The 22,709-nt window shown below is 63.8% G+C and carries 25 protein-coding genes and 1 tRNA gene; 15 read left to right on the top strand and 11 right to left on the bottom strand.

Going from position 1 to position 22,709, the window contains the following annotated elements:
* Positions 1–41: 41 nt before the first annotated feature.
* Complete coding sequence (locus tag NKJ81_RS01505) at positions 42–449, top strand: hypothetical protein (RefSeq protein ID WP_023675307.1); 408 nt, start codon at positions 42–44, stop codon at positions 447–449.
* Positions 450–664: 215 nt separating this feature from the next.
* Here NKJ81_RS01505 and NKJ81_RS01500 read toward each other — a convergent pair.
* Positions 665–754, bottom strand: a tRNA-Ser gene (locus NKJ81_RS01500).
* A gap of 431 nt (positions 755–1,185) precedes the next feature.
* Between NKJ81_RS01500 and NKJ81_RS01495 the strand changes: the two genes are divergently transcribed.
* The 3 genes from NKJ81_RS01495 to NKJ81_RS01485 all read left to right on the top strand — a co-directional run bounded on the left by NKJ81_RS01495 (position 1,186) and on the right by NKJ81_RS01485 (position 3,443).
* Positions 1,186–1,509, top strand: coding sequence for a hypothetical protein (locus tag NKJ81_RS01495; protein ID WP_352539399.1), 324 nt, complete (start codon positions 1,186–1,188; stop codon positions 1,507–1,509).
* A gap of 66 nt (positions 1,510–1,575) precedes the next feature.
* Entirely contained in the window at positions 1,576–2,238 is a 663-nt protein-coding gene (gene msrA, locus NKJ81_RS01490) for a peptide-methionine (S)-S-oxide reductase MsrA (protein WP_352539398.1), read from the top strand.
* 215 nt (positions 2,239–2,453) lie between these two features.
* The gene (locus NKJ81_RS01485; RefSeq protein WP_352469466.1) at positions 2,454–3,443 is read left to right on the top strand and encodes a BMP family lipoprotein; all 990 of its coding nucleotides are present in this window, start codon (positions 2,454–2,456) and stop codon (positions 3,441–3,443) included.
* Between the two features lie 84 nt (positions 3,444–3,527).
* Here NKJ81_RS01485 and NKJ81_RS01480 read toward each other — a convergent pair whose 3' ends face one another.
* Positions 3,528–3,737 (bottom strand): SlyX family protein, encoded by a 210-nt coding sequence (locus NKJ81_RS01480; protein WP_352469468.1) that lies wholly within the window; start codon positions 3,735–3,737, stop codon positions 3,528–3,530.
* 181 nt (positions 3,738–3,918) lie between these two features.
* Here NKJ81_RS01480 and NKJ81_RS01475 point away from each other — a divergent pair, with 181 nt between their 5' ends.
* The 6 genes from NKJ81_RS01475 to deoA are packed head-to-tail and all read left to right on the top strand — an operon-like array spanning position 3,919 to position 10,093.
* Positions 3,919–5,451, top strand: a complete 1,533-nt coding sequence (locus tag NKJ81_RS01475) for an ABC transporter ATP-binding protein (RefSeq protein WP_352539397.1) — start codon at positions 3,919–3,921, stop codon at positions 5,449–5,451.
* A complete protein-coding gene (locus NKJ81_RS01470; RefSeq protein ID WP_352539396.1) occupies positions 5,448–6,587 on the top strand; it encodes an ABC transporter permease in 1,140 nt (379 codons plus the stop codon). Before NKJ81_RS01475 ends, NKJ81_RS01470 begins: the two co-directional genes overlap by 4 nt.
* A gap of 1 nt (position 6,588) precedes the next feature.
* Positions 6,589–7,560, top strand: a complete 972-nt coding sequence (locus NKJ81_RS01465) for an ABC transporter permease (protein ID WP_352469471.1) — start codon at positions 6,589–6,591, stop codon at positions 7,558–7,560.
* Between the two features lie 6 nt (positions 7,561–7,566).
* Complete coding sequence (cdd, locus tag NKJ81_RS01460) at positions 7,567–7,959, top strand: cytidine deaminase (protein WP_352488680.1); 393 nt, start codon at positions 7,567–7,569, stop codon at positions 7,957–7,959.
* Positions 7,956–8,774, top strand: coding sequence for a purine-nucleoside phosphorylase (locus tag NKJ81_RS01455; RefSeq protein ID WP_352539395.1), 819 nt, complete (start codon positions 7,956–7,958; stop codon positions 8,772–8,774). The genes cdd and NKJ81_RS01455 overlap by 4 nt, the downstream gene beginning before the upstream one ends.
* Positions 8,774–10,093, top strand: coding sequence for a thymidine phosphorylase (gene deoA / locus NKJ81_RS01450; RefSeq protein WP_352539394.1), 1,320 nt, complete (start codon positions 8,774–8,776; stop codon positions 10,091–10,093). Before NKJ81_RS01455 ends, deoA begins: the two co-directional genes overlap by 1 nt.
* Positions 10,094–10,203: 110 nt before the next feature.
* Here deoA and NKJ81_RS01445 read toward each other — a convergent pair whose 3' ends face one another.
* The 3 genes from NKJ81_RS01445 to NKJ81_RS01435 all read right to left on the bottom strand — a co-directional run bounded on the left by NKJ81_RS01445 (position 10,204) and on the right by NKJ81_RS01435 (position 12,597).
* Positions 10,204–10,764, bottom strand: coding sequence for a TIGR02281 family clan AA aspartic protease (locus NKJ81_RS01445; protein WP_352539393.1), 561 nt, complete (start codon positions 10,762–10,764; stop codon positions 10,204–10,206).
* Between the two features lie 100 nt (positions 10,765–10,864).
* Positions 10,865–11,494 (bottom strand): uracil phosphoribosyltransferase, encoded by a 630-nt coding sequence (gene upp, locus NKJ81_RS01440; protein ID WP_023675320.1) that lies wholly within the window; start codon positions 11,492–11,494, stop codon positions 10,865–10,867.
* Positions 11,495–11,622: 128 nt separating this feature from the next.
* Entirely contained in the window at positions 11,623–12,597 is a 975-nt protein-coding gene (locus NKJ81_RS01435) for an adenosine deaminase (RefSeq protein ID WP_352469476.1), read from the bottom strand.
* A 167-nt stretch (positions 12,598–12,764) separates the two neighbouring features.
* On the opposite strand from NKJ81_RS01435, the gene ubiE reads away from it, so the two are divergent.
* From ubiE to coaBC, 3 genes are all read left to right on the top strand, one after another.
* On the top strand, positions 12,765–13,541 hold the full coding sequence (gene ubiE, locus NKJ81_RS01430) for a bifunctional demethylmenaquinone methyltransferase/2-methoxy-6-polyprenyl-1,4-benzoquinol methylase UbiE (protein WP_352539392.1): 777 nt from the start codon (positions 12,765–12,767) through the stop codon (positions 13,539–13,541).
* Positions 13,542–13,605: 64 nt separating this feature from the next.
* Entirely contained in the window at positions 13,606–15,180 is a 1,575-nt protein-coding gene (gene ubiB, locus NKJ81_RS01425; protein WP_352539391.1) for a 2-polyprenylphenol 6-hydroxylase, read from the top strand.
* A 65-nt stretch (positions 15,181–15,245) separates the two neighbouring features.
* Positions 15,246–16,703 (top strand): bifunctional phosphopantothenoylcysteine decarboxylase/phosphopantothenate--cysteine ligase CoaBC, encoded by a 1,458-nt coding sequence (coaBC, locus tag NKJ81_RS01420; protein WP_352539390.1) that lies wholly within the window; start codon positions 15,246–15,248, stop codon positions 16,701–16,703.
* Here the strand turns inward: coaBC and NKJ81_RS01415 are convergent.
* The 4 genes from NKJ81_RS01415 to rpsU form a co-directional block, all read right to left on the bottom strand.
* Positions 16,700–18,157: an MFS transporter gene (locus tag NKJ81_RS01415; RefSeq protein ID WP_352539389.1), complete on the bottom strand. Its 1,458-nt coding sequence runs from the start codon at positions 18,155–18,157 to the stop codon at positions 16,700–16,702. The two genes, coaBC and NKJ81_RS01415, sit on opposite strands and share 4 nt — an antisense overlap.
* Positions 18,158–18,554: 397 nt before the next feature.
* A complete protein-coding gene (locus tag NKJ81_RS01410) occupies positions 18,555–19,028 on the bottom strand; it encodes a DUF992 domain-containing protein (protein WP_352539388.1) in 474 nt (157 codons plus the stop codon).
* 136 nt (positions 19,029–19,164) lie between these two features.
* Positions 19,165–20,010, bottom strand: a complete 846-nt coding sequence (locus NKJ81_RS01405; protein ID WP_352469482.1) for a tetratricopeptide repeat protein — start codon at positions 20,008–20,010, stop codon at positions 19,165–19,167.
* Positions 20,011–20,171: 161 nt separating this feature from the next.
* Complete coding sequence (gene rpsU, locus NKJ81_RS01400; RefSeq protein ID WP_023675331.1) at positions 20,172–20,444, bottom strand: 30S ribosomal protein S21; 273 nt, start codon at positions 20,442–20,444, stop codon at positions 20,172–20,174.
* A gap of 207 nt (positions 20,445–20,651) precedes the next feature.
* On the opposite strand from rpsU, the gene NKJ81_RS01395 reads away from it, so the two are divergent.
* Both NKJ81_RS01395 and NKJ81_RS01390 read left to right on the top strand, forming a co-directional pair.
* Positions 20,652–20,939: a type II toxin-antitoxin system RelE/ParE family toxin gene (locus NKJ81_RS01395; protein WP_352448269.1), complete on the top strand. Its 288-nt coding sequence runs from the start codon at positions 20,652–20,654 to the stop codon at positions 20,937–20,939.
* Position 20,940: 1 nt separating this feature from the next.
* Positions 20,941–21,231: an addiction module antidote protein gene (locus NKJ81_RS01390; RefSeq protein ID WP_352448268.1), complete on the top strand. Its 291-nt coding sequence runs from the start codon at positions 20,941–20,943 to the stop codon at positions 21,229–21,231.
* A 134-nt stretch (positions 21,232–21,365) separates the two neighbouring features.
* Here NKJ81_RS01390 and NKJ81_RS01385 read toward each other — a convergent pair whose 3' ends face one another.
* Together NKJ81_RS01385 and NKJ81_RS01380 are read right to left on the bottom strand one after the other, a co-directional pair.
* The gene (locus NKJ81_RS01385) at positions 21,366–21,752 is read right to left on the bottom strand and encodes an SET domain-containing protein (protein WP_352454023.1); all 387 of its coding nucleotides are present in this window, start codon (positions 21,750–21,752) and stop codon (positions 21,366–21,368) included.
* A 128-nt stretch (positions 21,753–21,880) separates the two neighbouring features.
* Positions 21,881–22,639: an SDR family oxidoreductase gene (locus NKJ81_RS01380; RefSeq protein WP_352469483.1), complete on the bottom strand. Its 759-nt coding sequence runs from the start codon at positions 22,637–22,639 to the stop codon at positions 21,881–21,883.
* Positions 22,640–22,709 lie beyond the last annotated feature (70 nt).

Here is a 22,709-nt window from a genome sequence, read left to right as displayed (position 1 = left end):
CACAGCATGATGCGGCGGCAAAACGGGTTTGGGAGAATGACATGCCTAAGGTTTCGGAACTCTTTTTCAAGACAGCCATCATCTTTCTTATTCTGGGAATTGCAGCTGGCCTGCAGATGGCAATTTCAGGCGATCACGGCGCGTTTCCGGCTCACGCGCACATCAACCTGCTGGGGTGGGTCACCAGTGCAATATTCGGCGGCTATTATGCGCTGAACCCGGCGAAGGCCGCCCGCAGGAGCGCGATGATCCACTATGGCGTCTACAATCTCGGCCTGGTCGTGATGCTGCCGGCGCTTTACCTGATGCTGCAGGGAAATCCGGCGCTCGAGCCGATCGTCGCCACCGGCTCAATGATCGTCGCTGTCGCCGTGCTGATCTTTGCCTTCGTGGTTTTCTCCGCCGAAACAGAGCGCTCGGTCTCGGGAATACAAGCGGTCCCGCGCTAGACGGGGCGGCGACGGTGCCGAGTCGACCAAGCCCGCGCTTCTGGTGAAGCGCGGGCCGATTGGTTGTAGGCTGATCTGAGGTAAGGGTGCGGCGAAGATGAAAGCCGCTCAGCAGCCTTCGCGCCCCCCTCTGCCTGCCTGCCTCAAGATACTGCATCGCAGCGGCAGTCGCCGTCCAGCGTCCCTTCAGACTCGGCGAGCCGGTGAGATTTAACTGGCGGAGAGAGCGGGATTCGAACCCGCGTTACGGTTTCCCGTAAACACACTTTCCAGGCGTGCGCCTTCAACCACTCGGCCACCTCTCCGTCTCTTTAGCATTTTCGACGCGGCCGGTTTCGCCGCGCGGGTTGGGGAGATGCATCTCCTTTGGGATTCCGGTGCCGGAATTCCGGCCGTGGGCGCCGTCAACCAGCGGATACCCTTTCCCCGCACCTGAGCCGTCAAAGCAACAGGCGCGGGGCTCATCTAGTCGATCCGGTGCCGAATGCCAAGACATAACGGCAGTCTATTCGCTTTGCCGGATACGGATGCTCAGCCCATGCCGCTGGGGCACCCGTTGGGAGCCTATCGAAAGGAGCGGCGGAGGTGTGCTTGCCGTCCCCGGCGCGCCACCGGTCCCGGCGAACCGGCGGCCGCAGGTTCAACTTCACGTGTCGCGATTGTGCAATAAGCGGGTAGATCCTATCTAACAGTCCGACACGACATTCTGATAAACTCCTGGGGAGGAAGGGTCCGGATGTTCCGCTTCGTTTTTCGTCTCGCTGCAATGGTCGCGCTTTCGGTTTCGGTCATCATGGCCGTGCTCGATGCGACCCGCTCGGTGGCGGCTTCGGCGCTGGTGATGACTCCGCTCAACACCAGCTGGCTCGCGGTTTCGCCGGATACGCGCAGCGCCTTCGAAAGCTTCGTCCGCGACAAGGTCAACCCGCTGCTGTGGGACGGTGCCATCGCCTGGGTGCTCAGCCAGCCCGGCTTTGCCGTGTTCGCGGTGCTGGCGTTCATTCTTTATGCCATCGGTTACAGGCGGCAGCGCCCCAGCGGGCGGTTCGCCGCAACCTGACATTTCCAGCCTGACCCGGTGATCCCGTACCAGGAAGGCTCAACCAAGAAGAAAAGGAAGCCACACATGTTTCTCAGCGACATGCTGAACAAGAAGCTCAACCTGCCGAAACCCTCCGAGGCGTTGCCCGGCCGCGACCGGCCGATCCCGACGGCATCGAAGCATTTTGTCTCGAACAGGCCGCTCAAGGGTCCTTATCCCGAAGGGATGGAAATGGCGATGTTCGGGCTGGGCTGCTTCTGGGGCGCCGAGCGCCTGTTCTGGCAAGTCGAGGGCGTATGGGTCACGGCGGCCGGCTATGCCGGCGGCGTCACGCCCAACCCGACCTATCAGGAAACCTGCACGGGCCTGACAGGCCATGCCGAAGTCGTGCTCGTCATCTACGATCCCAAGATCGTGTCCTATGCCGAGCTCTTGAAGCTGTTCTGGGAAAGCCACGACCCGACGCAAGGCATGCGCCAGGGCAATGATGTCGGCACCACCTACCGTTCGGCGATCTATACGTTCAACGACGCGCAGTACCAGGCGGCGCTCGCCTCGCGCGATGCCTACGAGGCTTCGCTGCGCGGTGCCGGACGCGGCAAGATCACCACCGAGATCGCGCCGGCGCCGGAATTCTACTTCGCCGAGGAAGACCACCAGCAATATCTGGCGAAGAACCCTTACGGCTATTGCGGCCTGCAGGGAACCGGCGTCACCTGCGCCATTCCGGCCGCCGTCTCCGCCTGATTTTATGCCCCTGACGCAAGGAATATGCTGTGGCGCCGCGATGCGGCGCCATGCTTTTCCAAAGGGTCAAAATTCCACGTGAATTTTGTTTCGGGCCGTGCCAGATTGACCCGAAGCGGGAGGAAGACACTCCTGCCCGACACCGTATGCCTGCCGGAGAACCGGGCCGGCATGCGGTGCATAATGGACAAATAACCGACAGGGGTGTGGATCACATGAAACGTATCGTTCTCGGCCTCATGGCCGCAGCTGCAATGGTTCTTCCGGCCTTCGCCGCGGACATTCAACCCGCGATCCTCTATGATCTCGGCGGCAAGTTTGACAAGTCGTTCAACGAGGCGTCCTTCCACGGCGCTGAAAAGTTCAAGACCGAGACCGGCATCCCCTATGTGGAATTCGAGGTCAGCAACGCCACCCAGCGCGAGCAGGCGCTGCGCCGTTTCGCCGAGGACGGCCGCAACCCGATCGTCATGGCGGGCTTCTCGTGGGCTGACGCGCTTGACAAGATCGCCACCGAGTTCCCCGACACCAAATTCGCCATCATCGACATGGTCGTCGACAAGCCCAATGTCCGCTCCCTGGTCTATAAGGAGCAGGAAGGCTCGTACCTTGTCGGCGTGATGGCGGCGATGGCTTCCAAGACCAAGAAGGTCGGCTTCGTCGGCGGCATGGATATTCCGCTGATCCGCAGGTTCGGCTGCGGCTATGTCGGTGGCGCCAAGGCGGCCGGGGCCACCGACGTCATCCAGAACATGACCGGCGATACGCCGGCAGCCTGGAACGATCCGGCCAAGGGCGGCGAGATCGCCAAGACGCAAATCGACCAGGGCGCCGACGTAATCTACGCAGCGGCAGGCGGCACCGGTGTCGGTGTGCTGCAGGCAGCGGCCGACGCCGGCAAGCTCGGCATCGGCGTTGATTCCAACCAGAACGGCCTGCAGCCCGGCAAGGTGCTGACCTCGATGGTCAAGCGCGTCGACGTTGCCGTCTACAACACCTTCATGGATGCCAAGAACGACAAGTTCACGGCGGGCGTCAACGATCTCGGCCTCAAGGAAGGCGGGGTCGACTACGCCATGGACGACAACAACAAGGCGCTTGTCGACGATGCGATGAAGGCGGCGGTCGAAAAAGCCAAGGCCGACATCATAGCCGGCACCATCAAGGTGCACGACTACATGTCGGACAATGCCTGCCCGTATTGATCGATTGCTGTTATTGATCGACTGGCACTGCTGAAGTGACGAGCCGCCGGGTGAAAGCCCGGCGGTTTTGTCTTGTCGGCCCGCTCACCAGTGCGGCGGCTTGGTCACCGGCACGTCGGGCGCGGCCTGTTCCTCCAGCGCCAGGAAGCGCTCGGCCAGCGCGTCCAGCTTGCGCTGCATGCGCTCGATCACCTTCCACTGCTCGGCGATCTGGCCGGACAGTTCCTCGATGATCTTCTCCTGCTCGGCGGCGCGGATTTCCAGCGTCGTCAGCCGGTCCTCGGGCATGGTCATTTGAAATCCTCGATCAGGCAATTGTGCAGGGTGCGGCCACGTTGGAAATTGACAAGCATGGCGGGATTTGTCGAGAGTGAACCCTGCTCCGGCCAATTGGTAGGGACCCAATTGGCACAGACTGGGCGTCATGCTAGGCGTTTGACCAAGCGGTAAAAAAATAACAGTGGGAACAGGCTGCATGGCGCAAGCCGCAATCGAGCTGATCGGCATCGACAAGAGCTTTGGCGCCGTGCGCGCCAACCGCGACATCAATCTGGAGATTATGCGCGGCACTATCCATGGCATCGTCGGCGAAAACGGCGCCGGCAAGTCGACGCTGATGTCGATCCTCTATGGTTTCTACCAGGCCGATTCCGGCGAGATCCGTGTCGGCGGCCAGCCGGCATCGATCAAGACGCCGAACGATGCGATCGCGCTCGGCATCGGCATGGTGCATCAGCATTTCATGCTGGTCGACAATTTCTCGGTGCTGGAAAACGTCATTCTCGGCGCCGAAAGCGATGCGCTGCTGAAGAAGAGCATTGCCAAGGCGCGTTCCGAGCTGGAGCGGCTCGAGCGCGAATACGGGCTCGAAGTCGATCCCGACGCCATCATCGAGGAGTTGCCGGTCGGCCTGCAGCAACGCGTCGAAATCCTCAAGGCGCTCTATCGCGGCGCCGAGATCCTGATCCTCGACGAGCCGACAGGCGTGCTGACGCCGGCCGAGGCCGACCATCTGTTCCGCATCCTCAGGCAGCTGAAGGAGCAGGGCAAGACGATCGTGCTGATCACCCACAAGCTGCGCGAGATCATGGCGATCACCGACACGGTCTCGGTGATGCGCCAAGGCACCATGGTGGCGACACGCGAAACCAGGAAGACCACGGTCGAGGAGCTGGCCGAGCTGATGGTCGGCCGGCGCGTGCTGCTGCGCGTCGAAAAGGGCGAGGCGAAGGCCGGCGGCGTCAAGCTCGCGGTCAAGAACCTGACGGTCAAGGATTCCCGCGGCGTCACCATGGTCGACGACGTCTCCTTCGACGTCCATGCCGGCGAGATCGTCGGCATTGCCGGCGTCGCCGGCAACGGGCAGTCCGAATTGCTCGAGGCGATTTCCGGCATCAGGCATGCCGTTTCGGGCTCGGTCATGCTCGACGGCAAGCCGATCGACCTCACCGGCGCCGCCGACCCTGGCGAGTTGCGCGAGCGCGGCCTTGCCCATGTGCCGGAGGACCGCCATCATGTCGGGCTCGTGCTGGCCTTCGAGGAGAACGAGAATTCGATCCTCGGTTATCAGGACGACGCGCGCTATCTGAAGGGGCCGTTCCTCGACATCGATGCCATCCGTAACGATGCCAGGGACAAGATCGTCAAATATGACATCCGCCCGGCGGACTGCCGCCTCAAGACCGCCAATTTCTCCGGCGGCAACCAGCAGAAGATCGTGCTGGCGCGGGAAATGGAACAAGATCCCGGCGTGTTGATCGTCGGCCAGCCGACACGCGGCGTCGATGTCGGCGCCATCGAATTCATCCACAAGCGCCTCATAGCCATGCGCGACCAGGGCAAGGCGGTGCTGGTGGTTTCGGTCGAGCTCGACGAGATCCGCTCGCTGTCCGACCGCATCCTGGTGATGTTTGCCGGCCGCGTCGTCGGCGAACGCGGCCCCGACGCGACCGAGGGCGAGCTCGGCCTGCTGATGGCCGGCGTCGAGCACCGGGAGGCCGCCGAGTGAGCACCCCCTATGCCAAGCTGCCGGCCTGGGCCGATTACGTGCTGATCCCGCTGATCAATCTGTTCGTCGCATTCGTCGTCGCCGGCTTCGTCGTCATATTGGTCGGCGAGAACCCGCTGCGTGCAGCCGTCATCCTGGTCGAGGGTGCCTTCGGCCGCGGCCAAGGCATCGCGTTCACGCTTTTCTATGCCACCACCTTCATCTTCAGTGGGCTTTCGGTGGCGGTTGCGGCGCATTGCGGCCTGTTCAACATCGGTGGCGAGGGCCAGGGCTACATCGCCGGTCTCGGCATAGGCATCGTTTGCCTGGCCTTTGACAGCGTGCTGCCCTGGTGGCTGACCTTCCCGATCGCCATTATCGCCGCCGCGGCGATGGGCGGGCTGTGGGCGCTGATCCCGGCCTATCTGCAGGCCAAGCGCGGCTCGCACATCGTCATCACCACCATCATGTTCAATTTCATCGCCGCCAGCGTCATGGTCTATGCGCTGGTGGGGATGCTGAAGCCGCCCGGCTCGATGGCGCCGCAGACGCGCACCTTCCTCGAAGGCGCGCAATTGCCGAAGCTCAACTGGGTCATCGAATTGTTCGGCGCCAAAATCCGTTCGGCGCCATTCAACGTCAGTTCCCTGCTGGCGCTAGCCATGGCCTTTCTGGTGTGGGTGCTGATCTGGCGCACGAAGCTCGGCTACGAGATGCGCACCTATGGCCACAGCCCGAAAGCGGCGCGTTATGCCGGCATTTCGGAGATCCGCATCATCATCATTGCGATGATGATCTCGGGCGCGCTGGCCGGCATGATGGCGCTCAACCCGACGATGGGCGACCAGCACAATGTCGCGCTCGAATTCGTTTCGGGCGCCGGTTTCGTCGGCATCGCGGTGGCACTGATGGGACGCCTGCACCCGGTCGGCATCGTGCTGGCGGCGATCCTGTTCGGCATGCTCTACCAGGGCGGCGCCGAGCTCGCCTTCGAGATGCCGGTGATCAGCCGCGACATGATCGTCATCATCCAGGGCCTCGTGATCCTGTTCGCCGGCGCGCTCGAGCATATGTTCCGGCCCTACGTCCAAGCGTTGTTCGCCTCGCTCAGCCCGAAATCGGTCGGCATGGAAGCGGTCAAGGGGAAGGGCGCCTGAGATGGATTTCTTCAACGCCATCGTACAGGTCCTGGACTCGACCATCCGCCTGTCTGTGCCCTTGCTGCTCGCCTGTCTCGCCGGCCTCTATTCGGAGCGGGCCGGCGTCTTCGACATCGGGCTCGAGGGCAAGATGCTTGTCGGCGCCTTCGCCGGTGCGGCCGCCGCCTCGGTCTTCCACTCGGCCTATCTCGGCCTCGGCATGGCCATCCTCATCTCGGTTGCCTTCGCGCTGATCCACGGCTTTGCCTCGATCACCCATCGCGGCAACCAGATCGTTTCCGGCGTCGCGATCAATTTCATTGCCGCCGGATCGACGATCATGCTCGGCCAGGCCTGGTTCCAGCAAGGCGGGCGCACGCCGGCGCTGGCCGCCGGCGAGCGCTTCGAGGCAATCATCTGGCCGGGCGCAGAGGCGCTCAGGAGCGTTCCGATTCTCGGGCCGATCTATTCGGAACTCATCTCCGGCCATTCCGTGCTGGTCTATCTCGCCTTCCTGGCCGTGCCGTTCACCTGGTGGGTGCTGTTTCGCACCCGCTTCGGCTTGCGCCTGCGCGCCGTCGGCGAGAACCCGGCCGCGGTCGACACCGCCGGCATATCAGTCGCCTGGCTGCGCTATCGGGCGCTGATCTGCACCGGCGTGCTCACCGGCATTGCCGGAGCCTATCTGTCGATGGTGCAGAATGGCGGCTTCGTGAAGGACATGACCGCCGGCAAGGGCTATATCGCGCTGGCCGCGCTGATCTTCGCCAAATGGAAACCGGTCAACGCCATGTTCGCCTGCCTGCTGTTCGGCTTCCTCGACGCCGCGTCGATCCGCCTGCAAGGCACGCCGCTGCCGCTGATCGGCAAGGTGCCGGTGCAATTCATGCAGGCGCTGCCCTATGTGCTGACCGTCATCCTGCTTGCCGGCTTCATCGGCAAGGCAATCCCGCCGCGCGCCGGCGGCGTGCCTTATGTCAAGGAACGCTGATCTATCATGGCTCATGATCTGTTCGAAGCGGCGAAAGCCGCCATGGCCAAGGCCTATGCGCCCTATTCGAAATTTCCGGTCGGCGCGGCGTTGCGCACCGAGGACGGCCGTGTCTTCACCGGCGCCAATGTCGAGATCGCGTCCTATCCGGAGGGCTGGTGCGCCGAAACCACCGCACTTGCCAACTACATCATGGGCGGCGGCGGCAAAATCACGGAAATCGCCGTGATCGCCGAACGCGTGGCAAAATGCTCGCCCTGCGGCGGCTGCCGGCAGCGGCTGGCGGAATTCTGCCGGCCGGAGACGAAGTTCTATCTCTGCGATGATAGCGGCGTGGTCGAGACCGTGACCATGGGCGAGTTGCTGCCATACGGGTTTGAAGGCGATGTGCTGAAATGAAGGAAGCGCTCGATCACCTCGTCGAAAGGCTGGACGGGCTGGCGCCGACTACCGCCTTGGTGCTGGGGTCAGGGCTTGGCGGGCTTGTCGACCAAGTCGAGGATGCGGTGCGAATCTCCTACGCCGACTTGCCGGGGTTTCCCCGAAGCGGAGTCAGCGGCCATGCCGGCGAGGTGGTGGCGGGGCTCTTTGCCGGCACGCCGGTGCTGATGCTGTCCGGCCGGGCGCATTATTACGAGCACGGCAACGCGGCGGCGATGCGGCCGGCACTCGAGGTGCTCGCCGGCCTCGGCATCTCCAGGCTGATCCTCACCAACGCCGCCGGTTCGGTCGATCCCGGGATGGGCCCGGGCTCGGTGATGCTGATCACCGATCACATCAATTTCTCGGGCTCCAACCCGCTGATCGGCGAACCGAGCGACCGCCGTTTCGTCGGCCTGACCGAAGCCTATGACGCCGGTCTCCGCTCCGCCATCGAGCAGGCGGCGAAGGCCACCGGTACCAAGCTGCACAAGGGCGTCTATATGTGGTTCTCCGGCCCATGCTTCGAGACGCCCGCCGAGATCCGCATGGCGCGCGTCATGGGCGCCAACGCCGTCGGCATGTCGACGGTGCCGGAGGTCATTCTCGCCCGCTTCCTCGGGCTGCGCGTCGCCGCGTGTTCGGTCGTGACCAACCTTGCCGCCGGCATGACCGGAGCCGAGCTGTCGCACCAGGAGACCAAGGACATGGCACCGGTCGGCGGCGCGCGGCTGGCGACCATTCTGCAGCGTGTTTTTCAGGACGGGCTTCCGGAGCACAGGGTCGACGCCTGATGCTTCCCCAGGAAATCATCCGCCGCAAGCGCGACGGCCAGAAGCTCTCGGCTGAGGAGACAGCGTTCTTCATCGAGGGTCTGACCGCCGGCACAGTCACCGACGCGCAGGTCGGCGCCTTTGCCATGGCGGTGTTCTTCAACGGCATGAGCCGCGACGAGGCGGTGGCGCTGACTATGGCGATGCGCGATTCCGGCGATGTGCTCGACTGGTCGGATCTGCCCGGTCCGGTCACCGACAAGCATTCGACCGGCGGCGTCGGCGACAATGTCTCCTTGATGCTGGCGCCGATCGTCGCTGCCTGCGGCGCCTATGTGCCGATGATTTCCGGCAGGGGTCTGGGCCATACCGGCGGCACGCTGGACAAGATGGATGCCATCCCCGGCTATATCAGCCAGCCGGATGTTGCGCGCTTCCGCAAGACGGTGCTCGAAACCGGCTGCGCCATCATCGGCCAGACCGCCGATCTCGCACCCGCCGACGCCAGGCTCTACGCCATCCGCGATGTGACGGGAACGGTCGAATCGGTGCCGCTGATCACTGCTTCGATCCTGTCGAAGAAGCTGGCCGCCGGCCTCAATTCGCTGGTGCTTGACGTCAAGGTCGGCAACGGGGCCTTCATGGAGAAATCGCGCGACGCAACCGCACTGGCCAACAGCCTGGTCGACGTCGCCAATGGCGCCGGCCTTAAGGCCTCGGCGCTGGTCACCGGCATGAACGAGCCCCTGGCGTCCGCCGCCGGCAATGCGGTCGAGGTGCGCAACGCCGTCGATTTTCTCACCGGCCGCTTTCGCGACCGGCGGCTGGAGGACGTGACGCTGGCGCTGGCCGCCGAGATGCTGCAATCGGCAGGCCTGGTGTCGTCCAACCAGGACGGCCTGCGCCGCGCCGCCGAGACGCTGGCCGGCGGCCGCGCCGCTTCCATCTTCGCGCGCATGGTGGCGGCACTGGGCGGTCCCGTCGACTTTGTCGACAATCCGGAAAAATATCTGCCGAAAGCGGCAACGGAATTCGCGGTCAAGGCGAGCGCGAACGGCTTTGTCACCGGCATCGCGACCCGCGAGATCGGGCTTGCCGTGGTCGGGCTTGGCGGCGGGCGGACGCGGCCCGACGACAGGATCGATCACGCCGTTGGCATCACCAGGCTGTTGCCGGTCGGCGCTGAAGTGCGGGCCGGCGAAGCGCTGGCGCTGGTCCATGCCCGCAATACCGGGGATGCCGAAGCGGCCGCGGCCGCCGTGCTTTCGGCGTATACCATCGGCACTTTCAAACCGGCCACGGAGAAAACCGTCATCCGGCGGATCCTGCCCCGCGGGTAGAGCCATTCCGACGGTATCGGATGGGTTCTATCTTTCTTTGGACCACGATCTTGTCCGAAGACTGGTCCCCAACTTTTCGCAGGCGCGGACCTGCGGTTCGGGATCACGTTCTACTGAACCAGCAGCAGCTTGCCGCCTTCGACCTGGTATTTTTCGAGCCGCTGCAGAAAGCTCATGCCGATCAGGTTGGTGTGCAGCGCCCTGTCGTCGAGCACGACGGCCTCGACGCCCTCGACGGTGATCTTGCCGATCTGCAGGCGATCAATCGTCACCACGGCGGCCTTGATCGCACCATTGGCGGTGTTGACCTGATGGCTGAAGTCCGTCGAATTGAGCGAGATGCCGATCCTGCGCGCGGTCGAGGTGTTGATGGCGACGAGCGTCGCACCGGTGTCGATCATGCCGTCGACCTGGCGACCGTTCAACTTGAAGAGCGACATGAAATGCCCGCGCGCGTCCGCGGTGACGACGACCTTGCGGCCGAGCGGCTGCGGCGTTGCGGGCCTGTTCGGGACGGCGGCGAGATTCAGGTCGGTTTGTGTGTCGGCCGGCCTGGCTCCGATGGCTGATTTCAACAGCCGCTCGATTACCTGTGAATTGGACTGATACACGATCGGCAGCGATGCCGACGTTCCGGCAAACACGCCAAGGATGAGAAGCTTGCGCAGCATGGACCGGCCTTTGTGGTTGCCGATCCTTAGTCCGACATGGTGTTTGCCGCTCTAACGAATGCGGAAACCAGCCGTTTGCGTAAACAATCGGTAAACGGATCTATTTGGTGCCGTACATGCGGTCGCCGGCATCGCCGAGACCCGGCATGATGTAGCCCTTCTCATTGAGTTGGCGGTCGATCGAAGCGGTGAAGACCGGAACATCGGGATGCGCCTGGGTAAACCGCTCGAGGCCCTCTGGTGCCGCCAGCAGGCAGAGAAAGCGGATGTTTGTGGCACCGCGGCCTTTCAGCTTGTCGATCGCGGCGATCGCCGAATTGGCGGTCGCCAGCATCGGGTCGACGACGATCACCAGCCGGTCGGCGAGGTCGCCCGGCGCCTTGAAGAAATACTCGACCGCTTCCAGCGTCTCATGGTCGCGGTAGAGGCCGATATGGGCGACACGCGCCGCCGGCACCAGATCGAGCAGGCCTTCGAGCAAGCCGTTGCCGGCGCGCAGCACCGAGGCGAAGACCAGTTTCTTGCCCTCCAGCGTCGGCGCCTCCATCGTCTCGATCGGCGTCTCGATGGTCGTCGTCGTCAGTTCCAGGTTGCGGGTGACCTCGTAGCCGAGCAGCAGCGAGATCTCGCGCAGCAGCCGCCGGAAGCCGGCCGTCGAGGTTTCCTTCTTGCGCATGATGGTCAGCTTGTGCTGGACAAGCGGATGGTCGACGACGGTGACGCCCTTCATGGTGTTCTCCAACTGCGCAAGTGAATGGTGAATGGTGAATAGTGAATAGTGAACTGGTTTGCGAGTCCTTGGTTGCGCGGAAAAACTCGCGGCTGACGGACCGAAGCGCCGGGTGAACCATTCACCATTCACCTGCCCTTGGCGCCGAGCCTGCCCAGCAGCGCCGCCCTGGTCTTCCTGTCGACGAAGGCTGCCTCGATGGCCGTCCTGGTGACGGCGGTGAGCGCCTTGTCGTCCATCGCAAAATGCTCGGCAGCGATGTCGTATTCGCGTTTCAGCGAGGTCCAGAAATAGGGCGGGTCATCGGAGTTGAGCGTCACCTTGCAGCCCGCTGCCCGCAAGGCGGGGAAGGGATGGTCGGCGAAGCTGTCGAAGATTTTCAGGGCGATGTTGGAGCCAGGGCAGCATTCGAGCACGACGCCTTCGTCGGCGATGCGCCGCACAAGCTCGGGGTTCTCGATGGCGCGCACGCCATGGCCGATGCGAGACGGGCGGATGTGGTCGAGTGCCGCCTCGACGCTCTCCCAGCCCATCAATTCGCCGGCATGGACGGTGATGCCGAGGCCGGCCTCGCGGGCGATCTCGAAGGCCCTGACATAATCTTCCAGGTCGCCTATCCGCTCGTCGCCGGCGACGCCGAAACCGGTGACCAGCGGATGCCCGCAGCGCGCGGCGAAACGCGCCGCCCGCTCGATCGATTCGACACCGAAATTGCGCACGCCGGTGACGATCATGCGGCCTTCGATGCCGGTCTTCGCCTTGGCGCGGGCCATGCCTTCGCCGAGCGCGTCGGTATAGGCCTTTGGCGACAGCCCGGCCTTGTTGGCATGGTCGGGCGAGGTGAAAACCTCGGAATAGATGGCGCCGTCGCGGGCGAGGCTGGTCAGGTAATGGTCGGCCAGCCGCGCATAGTCTTCTTCGGTGCGGAACAGGTCCGACGAGAAGTCGTAGGCGGCGAGGAAAGAGGTGAAGTCGTGCCAGACGAAGGAGCCGTCCTGGATGTAGGGCGAGGCATCCTTGCCGTATTTCTCAGCCTGGCGGAGGACGAGTTCAGGCGCCGCTGCCCCTTCGATGTGGCAGTGCAGTTCTGCTTTCAAAGGCATTCAATTATCCCGTCAGGCTTTTTCTTATGACGCAAGTTCCTGTCGGAAAACCGTGTGACACTTTTCCGGAACCTGCTTCGAAGCGCGGCCGAACACCGCGCCTTAAACAATAGCGCCCGCACCATCGATCGGCTATGGTCCCGCCGATTTTATGGCGGATCAAAACGATGTCGGTTGAAAGAACCACTGCTGCGGGCGGCATGGAAACCTCCTATGGTTTCAAGCGGGTAGGGCCAGGCGACAAGCAGTCCCTGGTCAATGATGTTTTCCACAAGGTGGCGAACCGCTACGACCTGATGAACGACCTGATGTCGGCCGGCTTGCATCGATTGTGGAAGGACGCCATGGTCGCCTGGCTCAATCCACCGAAGCGGCCGGGCTGGAGCGTTCTCGACGTTGCCGGCGGCACCGGCGATGTCGCCTTCCGCATCGTCGAGGCGAGCGGCAGGCACGCTCATGCAACGGTTCTCGATATCAACGGCTCGATGCTCGCCGTCGGCCGCGACCGGGCCGAGAAAAAAGGCCTGTCGGCAAATACCGATTTCGTCGAAGCCAATGCCGAGGAACTGCCTTTTGCCGACGCTACTTTCGACGCCTACACCATCGCTTTCGGCATCCGCAACGTGCCGCGCATCGATGTGGCGCTTGCCGAAGCCTATCGCGTGCTGAAGCCTGGCGGGCGCTTTCTCTGCCTTGAATTCTCCGAGGTCGAGATGCCGCTGCTCGACAAGGTCTATGAAGCATGGTCGTTCAACGCCATTCCGCGGATCGGCAAGGTGGTGACCGGCGATGACGAGCCCTATTCCTATCTGGTCGAATCGATCCGCAAGTTTCCCAATCAGCAGAATTTCACGGCGATGATTTCGCGCGCAGGCTTCGAGCGCGCCTCATTCCGCAATTATTCCGGCGGCATCGCCGCGCTTCATTCGGGCTGGAAGCTTTGAGGCTGGCCCGCATTTTCCGACGTGCCTTGCGCCAGTTCAGGAAACCGGCAGGGCAAAGCCAGCCATGAGCAGCATCGGCGCTGGTTTCAGGCTCGTGCGGGCCGGCTGGGTGCTTGTGCGCGAGGGTGTCATCGCGGCTTTGCCCGGTGACGAGCTCTTCGGCTTGCCGAAATTCGGCTGGCGCATGGCCCGGCTGTTCACCCGCCGTCGGGCGCTTGCCTATGAGCGCGGCGACAGGCTGGCCAAGGCGGTCGTGCGGCTCGGCCCGTCCTACGTCAAGCTCGGCCAGTTCCTGGCGACACGGCCGGATGTCGTCGGCAACGATATCGCGCTTGATCTTGCCATGCTGCAGGACAAGATGCAGACGTTTCCCAAGGCCGAGGCTGTCGCCGCGATAGAGGCCTCGCTCGGACGCAGGGTCGACGAGCTCTATGTCAGTTTTGGCGAGGCCGTCGCCGCCGCCTCGATCGCCCAGGTCCATACCGCCGAAACGCTGCAGGACGGCGTCGTTAGGCGAGTGGCGGTGAAGGTCATCCGGCCGGGCGTGCGCCGACGCTTCTTTCGCGATCTCGAAAGCTATTTCCTCGCCGCCCGGCTGCAGGAAAAGTACATCCCGTCGTCGCGCCGGCTGCGGCCGGTCGAGGTGACGGAGACGCTGGCCCAGACTACCAAGATCGAAATGGATTTGAGGCTGGAGGCAGCGGCTTTTTCGGAGCTCGGCGAGAATACCAAGGACGATCCCGGCTTCCGTGTGCCGTCGGTCGACTGGGAGCGCACCGGTCGTGACGTGCTGACCATGGAGTGGGTCGACGGCATCAAGATGAACGATATTGCCGGCCTGACCGCCGCCGGCCACGACCTGAAGGCGATTGCCGCCAACCTCGTTCAGTCGTTTCTGCGCCATACGCTGCGTGACGGTTTCTTCCACGCCGACATGCACCCGGGCAACCTGTTTATAGAAGCCGATGGCACCATCGTCGCCGTCGATCTCGGCATTGCCGGCCGGCTCGGCAAAAAGGAGCGCCGCTTCCTCGCCGAAATCCTCTACGGGTTCATCACGCGCGATTACCAGCGCGTCGCCGAGGTGCATTTCGAGGCCGGCTACGTGCCGCGCCAGCACAATGTCGCGGCCTTCGCCCAGGCGATCCGGGCGATCGGCGAACCGATCCACGGCCAGCCTGCCGAGACCATCTCGATGGCCAAGCTGCTGACGCTGCTGTTCGAAGTGACCGACCTCTTCGACATGGCGACGCGGTCCGAGCTGGTGCTGCTGCAGAAGACCATGGTCGTCGTCGAAGGCGTCGCCCGCACGCTCGACCCGGCCTTCAACATGTGGAAGACGTCGGAGCCGGTGGTGAGCGGCTGGATTGCCCGCAACCTCGGCCCGCGCGCCCTGCTGGCCGATGCGCGCGACGGTGCCAACGCGCTGCTGGCGCTGGCCCGCCAGGCACCGGACCTCGCCGCCCGCACCGAGCGGCTGTCGCGTGAGATCGACCTGATGGCCGAACACGGCCTGCGCTTCGACGAAAGGACCGCACGCGCGATCGGCAAGGCCGAGGCGCGCTACACCCGCTCCGGCCGGCTGGCGCTGTGGGTGATTGCATTGACGCTGGTGTATATCGCCTGGCGTATTTTCTAGCGCTTGTTGCAAAGTGATTGCATTGCTATCATTGCACTCAGCAATTCCGGGCAAGGTGCAATCAGATGGCCAGCATCACGATCCGCAACCTTGATGACGAGGTCAAGGACCTGCTGCGCCGACTGGCGGCGGAGAATGGCCGGTCGATGGAAGACCAGGCGCGGGTGATGATCCGCGCAGCGGTCGAAGGTCAGTTCGGTTCGGCCGGTCGCATCGACCAGATCGAGAAAACACTGCGCGAACTGACGAGTTCGCAGAGTCCAGCAGCGCCGGTGGTCGCCGTCTCCAGCCCGCGAGGCATCCTCTCCGGCAAGCGCATCCTGCTGATCATCGGCGGCGGCATCGCCGCCTACAAGGCGCTCGACCTGATCCGCCGGCTGCGCGAGCGCGGCGCGGCAGTGCGGGTGGTGATGACCGCGGCGGCGCAGGAGTTCGTCACTACGCTGTCGGCCGGGGCGCTGTCGGCCGACCACGTCTTCACCGAATTGTTCGACCGGCAGGACGAGCACGACATCGGCCATATCAGGCTGTCGCGCGAGGCCGACCTTTTGGTCGTGGCGCCGGCCACCGCCGACCTGATGGCAAAGCTCGCCAATGGCCATGCCAACGACCTTGCCTCGACCGTGCTCATCGCCACCGACAAGCGCGTTTTGGTGGCGCCGGCGATGAACCCGAAAATGTGGGCGCATCCGGCGGTCCGCCGCAACCGTGCGACGCTGAGCAAGGACGGCGTCGCATTCGTCGGCCCGGCGAAGGGCGAGATGGCCGAGAGCAACGAGGTGGGCGAGGGCCGGATGGCCGAGCCGCTGGAGATCGTCGCCGCGATCGAGGCGCTGCTCGACAGCCGGCCAAAGCCGCTGGCGGGCAGGAAGATCATCGTCACCTCCGGGCCGACGCATGAACCGATCGACCCGGTCCGCTACATCGCTAACCGGTCGTCGGGCAAGCAGGGCCACGCCATCGCGGTGGCGCTGGCCAGGCTCGGTGCCGACGTGCGTCTCGTCTCCGGCCCGGTCGGCATTGCCGATCCGGCCGGCGTCGCCACGCTGCACGTCGAAACGGCCGTCGAGATGAAGGACGCCGTCGAGCAGCTGCTGCCGGCCGACGCGGCAGTGTTCGTCGCGGCTGTCGCCGACTGGCGCACTCAAAATTCGGCCGGGGAGAAGATCAAGAAGGTGGCGGGCGAGGGGCCACCGGCGCTGCAGATGGTGGAAAATCCCGATATTCTCGCCGGTGTCGGGCATCACAAAAAGCGGCCGATGCTGGTGGTCGGTTTCGCCGCGGAGACGCAGGACCTGGTCAGGAACGCCGAGGCCAAGCTTGCAAAAAAGGGTGCCGATCTTATCGTTGCCAATGATGTCTCGCATGAAGATGGTTCCCCGGGCGTGATGGGCGGCGACCGCAACAAGGTGCGGATCGTCTCGAAGGCCGGCGTCGAGGAATGGCCGGAGATGAGCAAGGACGAGGTGGCGACGCGGCTCGCGGCGCTGATCGCCGACCGGATGAAGACGGTCGTTGTCTAGTCAATCTCCCCCACGGAGATTGACAGCTTCGCCGGCTTCGTGTCGGTCGCCCCCGAAATCCGCAAGGCGGCAAGGCATCCCAGGATTCCGAGCGGGATAAACGCCAGGAACAGCCAGGCGGCGACACTTGCCGCGGCCTCACGGTTCAGGCCTTCGGAAAAGCCGCTGGCGTTGGCGACGATGCCGGTCAGTGCCGCCCCCACGGCATAACCGATGCGCTGCATGGTCGGCACAGCGGCCGAGGCGATCGTCTGCTCGCCTTCCTTGGCCGATGCCACGATGACACGCGTGACGAACGGCCAGGCGATGCCGAAACCGCCGCCTTGCAGCAAGGCACAAAGCAGGATCAACGGGATAGAGCCGGCCGGCACCGTATAGGCGAAACCGGCGACGCCCGTGGCGATCATCAGCGCCCCGCCGACGATGATCAGCCGCTCGCGTTCCGGCGGCGCATTGGCGACGAGGATCGACAGGATCGACCAGGCGATCGATTCGGCGGCGATGATGTAGCCGGTGGTCAGGATCGGAATGCCGTGCAGGCTGGTCAGAAGCAGCGGACCGTAGACGGTAAAGGAGCAGGTCGCCACCGAAAACGCCGCGACCATGGTCATGCCCGCGCCGACCGGCGAGCGCCACGAGAACAGCCGCGACGGGAACAGGCGCGAGCGCGGCTTCAGTGCGTCGATATAGATAAACAGCGCCAGGCCGATCAGGCCGAGGGTGAGCAGCAGCGACGAGCGCAGCAGGGCGATGTCGACGCCGGCGGTGGCAATCAGCACGACGCTGACGGCGAGGCAGCCAAGCGCCGCAAAGGGAAAGGGCGGCGCCGAGCCGCCCGTCGCCTGCGGCCTTGTTGCTTCCGGTGTGTCGAGCACGATGAAGCTTGCCAGCGCCATCGCCGTGCCGCCGAGGGTGAAGACGCCGAAGGCCCAGCGCCAGGACAGCAATTCGGTCATGACCGCGCCGAGCACGGGGCCGCTGAAGGCGGCGACGCCCCAGATCGCCGACATGACGCCGAAAAGCTGCGGCCAGATCGCGCGGGCAAACAGCCGCTCGACCGAGACGAAGGCCAGCGACACCAGCGCGCCGCCACCGAGCCCCTCGATCAGGCGGCCGCAGAGGAACAGCGGCATCGAAGGCGCGGTGGCGCAGACCAGCGCGCCGGCGGCATAGAGCATTGCGGCGACCATCATGTTGGTACGCAGCGCGACATAGCTCACCAGCCGTCCGGCGGCCGCACCGGCAACGATGGCGCCGAGCTCGTAGATCGCCAGCGACCAGCCGACCAGTTGCACGCCGGCGAGTTCGCCGACCATGGCCGGCATGACCGTTGCCACCATGGTTTCGTTGGTGGCGTGCAGCAGGATGCCGAGGCTGATGAAGCAGAAGCGCGCCAGGTCGCCGCTCGCCCACAGCGCGCGCCAGTCGACCCTGTTTGTGCTTGTCTTGGTCATCCGGTCCCCCAGGCTTTGCTGGTCTGAAGTATTGGAGCGTTCTTCACGTCCAAATGAGTACATGCCGCAGTATGGGAGGACTTCTAGAACCTCAACCGTAGTTGAGATCAAGCGGTCTTGATCGCCGTTGACGTGGCGGATTTCAAAATTGTGCGGTGGGGGACGAGGCGTTGAGATTCTGGTCAGACCGAAGACAAGCAATATTGGATCGCCGCAATCTTCGGTGACGGTAACGGCATGAACACAGTTGCCATGCCGTGATCTTCGAGCGCCGCAACTTTGAACATCAGGGCGGCCCATCCTCTGCGGAGTGGGCCTGCCGGAATCTATGAGCCTTCGGCAGCCATTCGCAGGCCGACACCTACGCTCCCCGCCGCTCGGGAGCCATGCTGCGCCGTTATTTGAACGAGTGGATCAGGTCGAGCGAGGTGACGGCGACCGCCAGGTTGACGCCGGTCTGTGCCTGGACACTGAGCGGCTGCAGCGAAAAGGCGCTGTCGAGGCCGCCGACCAGGAGATTGGCGCCGCCACCGGTGACCACGCTGGCCTCGGCGTTCACGCCATAGTAGCTGCCGGCAAGGTCGCCTTCATCGTGGTTGCGGGTCGCCGCCAGAACCGCCCATACCAGCTGGCCCTGATGCGTCCGGCCGACATCGACGCCGAGCTTGGAAATCACACCGGTATAGACTTCAGAGGGGCCGCCACGATGCGCACGAAAGACACAGGAAACACCCTTGTTGGAAGTGACGAGATAGGCCGTGCCGCCGTCGATGGTGCAGTCGAGCACGCCGAGCTGGAGTTTGCTGGCGCTGGCGGGAGCGGCAACGACGGTCGTGGCGAGAACAGCGGCACAAGCGAGTTTCTTGATCATGGCAGGGTCCTTTCGAAATTGCCTTGTACAAACGGCTGAGCACGCCGAGCGTTCCGCCGAAAACTTGGCGCCAGCAAGGCGAAGCTAAACGCAGGGTTGTCGGAGTGCGGAAACGGAGGCCCGATTAACCGGCCGCTCAGCCGGCACTGGTGCGGGCCAGGCCGTCCTTGGCCGGCTGGTAGGTCGGATTGAGGTGCACGGCCTCGCGGTAGGATTTCGCGGCCCTGACCTTGTCGCCGCGCCGCTCGTAGATCAACGCCTGGTTGGACCAGGCCTCAGCATTCTTGCCGTCGAGCTTGATGGCCATGTTGAAGTCGGCGAAGGCATTGTCCTCGTCGTTCATGGCAAGGTAGGAGAGGCCGCGCCCGTTGTAAGGCTCGGAGGCGTCCGGCGCCAACGAAATGGCGGTCGAGAAATCCTCGATGGCAAAGGCGTGCTGGCCCTGACTCTGGTAGATCAGGCCGCGATTGTGATAGGCGCGCGCATCGGTCGTGTCGAGCTGGATGGCTTTCTGGAAATCGTTGAAGGCTTCCTGGACCCGGCCCGCCCTGCGGTAGAGATTGCCGCGGCCGATATAGGCGGCGTCATAGTTGGAATTGATCTGGATCGAGCGATTGTAGTCGGCGAGCGCGCTCGCCTGATCGCCGAGGAAGCGCTGGATGAGCGCACGGTTCGAATAGGCCTGGTAAAAATTCGGATTGAGCTGGATGGCGGTGTTGAAGTCCTTCAGCGCCGCCTGGTACTGGCCGCCGCGGCCATAGGCCGAGCCGCGCACATTGTAGGCTTCCGGATCCTGGGGGTTGCGCTGGATCACCGCCGACAGCGAGGAGATGTTCTCGCTCGAGCCTTGCGCCTTGTCGATGTTGTTGAACTCGCCGGTCGGAACGCTCTGGCAGCTGGCAAGCGCCATCCCGGAAAGCAGGGCTGCCGTCAGGGCGAGGCCGCGCCACGCGGTTCTGCGCTCTACGGTGATTGCGTCCATGTCTGCCCTGTCCTTACTGCGCCGTCTGGTCCGTTCCCCCTCCGAACCGGCATCTCTCCCAACCGGTCCTCTCGGACCGGGTCGAACTCACAACAAAAAGGTGGCGGCGATTCCGCATCGCGCCACCTTGGATATCCTTGGAAAAGGACGAAAAATTGACGTCAGAACCGCGGCGGACGCGGAGCACCGGCACCGGCAGCACCGGCCGCGACCGGACGCGGCGTCATCGGCAGCAGGCCTTCGCGCTGGGCGCGCTTGCGGGCCAGCTTGCGGGCACGGCGCACGGCTTCCGCCTTTTCACGGGCGCGCTTCTCGGAGGGCTTTTCGTAATGTCCGCGCATCTTCATTTCGCGGAAGATGCCTTCGCGCTGCATCTTTTTCTTGAGCGCGCGAAGCGCCTGATCAACATTGTTGTCGCGGACGAGTACCTGCACGTGCAATCCTGTCTTTCGGGTTTGAAATCAACAGGCAAGCGGCCATAGCCGCAAGCCTCCGCGGCGCGTTACACCACGAATTGGGGCGGCTGATAGCAGAATCAAGGGGCTCTGTCCACAGCCGATTGAGAGGCGGTGCCGTCCGGGCGGGCACGACAGTCCCACATGGCGGCTTGATTTTTTCAATCTGTGAACTATAGTTCACGAGTGACCATCGTTGAACAAACCGCCGAGTTCCGGGACTGGCTCAAGGGTCTAAACGATATGCGGGCGGCCGAGCGGATTGCGATCCGCGTGGCACGTATCCAGTCCGGACTGATGGGAGACGTGAAGTTCTTCGATGGCATCGGCGAGCTTCGGATAGACTACGGTCCCGGTTACCGACTGTACTTCGTCAAGCGCGGCAGCGCGCTCGTTATCCTGCTCTGCGGCGGCGACAAGTCCTCGCAGAAGCGCGATATCAGGAAGGCCATTGAAATGGCCAAGGAGATCTGAAATGCCCCACGAGACCTTGCCTTTTGATCCTGCCGAACATCTCGGCCGCGCGGAGGCCCAGGCCGAACTTCTTGCCGACGCCTTTGCCACGGGCGATACCGGCTATATCGCGAATGCTCTCGGCATAGTTGCCCGCGCGCGTGGCATGTCCAAGGTGGCGAAAGATGCCGGCGTCACCCGGGAGGCCCTGTACAAGGCACTGAGCCCCGATGGCGACCCGCGCCTCTCGACATTGCTTGGCGTGGTGAAGGCCTTAGGGGTGAAACTCACCGCCGAAAAGACCGAAGCCTGAGGCCGCCGAATCCCGAAACGAAAAAACCCGCCTCGGCGGCGGGTCGCTGGTGTGAATCACACCGTAGAGAAATTAATAGCATAGCTGCCGGCACAAAGCAAGAACAAAATTCGCCTTGGGCCAGATAGGCGCCGCTACGCCGTGGCCAGGTGGAGCTGCTCGAAACCCTCGAAGAACTCGCCGTAGTCGCAGGTTATTTCCTCGCCGGCGGCGATGTCGCGGGTCGCGGTGGCCCCGCCATATTGCGAAAAGTCGGTGTTCGGCTTGTCGGCGTGGTTCATGAAGCGGCCATTGTCGACCTCATACACCATGAAGCCCGGCCGGTCCGGACTGGGATAGGCATATCTGTCGAGCAATTCCTTGAGGTGCGGCGGCGCCGTCTCGTATCTTTCCATCGGGATCAGCCGGTCGAAGTCCGGATCGAGCCGCCAGATCTGCGCCCCTTTCCGGATCGGCTCGGCGGCGAACACGCCGACGCCTTCGATTGCGCTTGCAGCGATATAGGTCCTGATCAGCAGCATGTTTCCAACCCGTTTTCGAGGAGAAGACGGAATCGTCAAATCGCCGGGAAAAGCAAGACCGGTTTTTCCGGCATTGCGGCTGGCGGCCGACATTGCGGCTGGCGGGCCGACGCCAACCGCGAAACGCTTCACGTGCGGGTGATCGAGACACCGCCGTCGGCGAACAGTGCCGTGCCGGTGGTGAAGCTCGATGCATCGGAAGCCAGGTAAAGCGCCGAGCGGGCGATCTCCTCTGGCTCGGCGACGCGCTTCAAGGCATGCAGGTTTTCGACGAACGCCCGCGATTCAGGTGTGTTGAATGTCGCCGAAGGCGTGTCGGTGCCGCCCGGCAGCAGCGCGTTGACCCGGACGCCCTTGGCGCCAAATTCGGCGGCCAGCACCTGCGTCAATCCGATCAGTCCGGCCTTGCTCGCGGCATAGCTGGTCATGCCGGGCATGCCGACCGTGTAGCCGACGAAGGTTGAGGTGAAGATCAGCGAGCCGCCGCCGCGTTCGACCATCGCCGGCACCTGGTATTTCGCGCCGAGAAAGGCGCTGGTCAGATTGGTATCGAGTGTCTCGCGCCAGCCCTCCAGCGACAGCTCAGAAACCGGCCCCATCCTGCCGACGGAGCCGGCATTGTTGAAGGCGATGTCGAGCCCGCCGAATTTCTCGACCGCCAGGTCGACCAGGACTTTCGCGTAGGCCTCGTCACGGACATCGCCGGCAAGAGCGATAGCCGTGCCGTCGGCGTCTTCGATTTCGGCAACCAGCGCATCGAGTTCCGCCTGGCGGCGGGCGGCGACGACGAGCCTGGCGCCTTCCTCGGCAAAGAGCTTTGCCGTGGCGCGGCCGATGCCGGAACTGGCGCCGGTGACGATGGCGACTTTGTTGGTGAGTGTGAACATTTTCTGCATCCTTTTTTCGCGCCGGTTCTGGCCGGCAATTGGATGCTTGGTCGCAAATCGGGGCGGTGCG

Origin of the sequence: Mesorhizobium sp. M0018 (genome assembly GCF_040323955.1) — a bacterium.
In the GTDB taxonomy this organism is placed as follows: Bacteria; Pseudomonadota; Alphaproteobacteria; order Rhizobiales; family Rhizobiaceae; genus Mesorhizobium.
The sequence above is the reverse complement of the archived record's forward strand: the minus strand, read 5'-3'. Positions and strand labels throughout refer to the sequence as shown.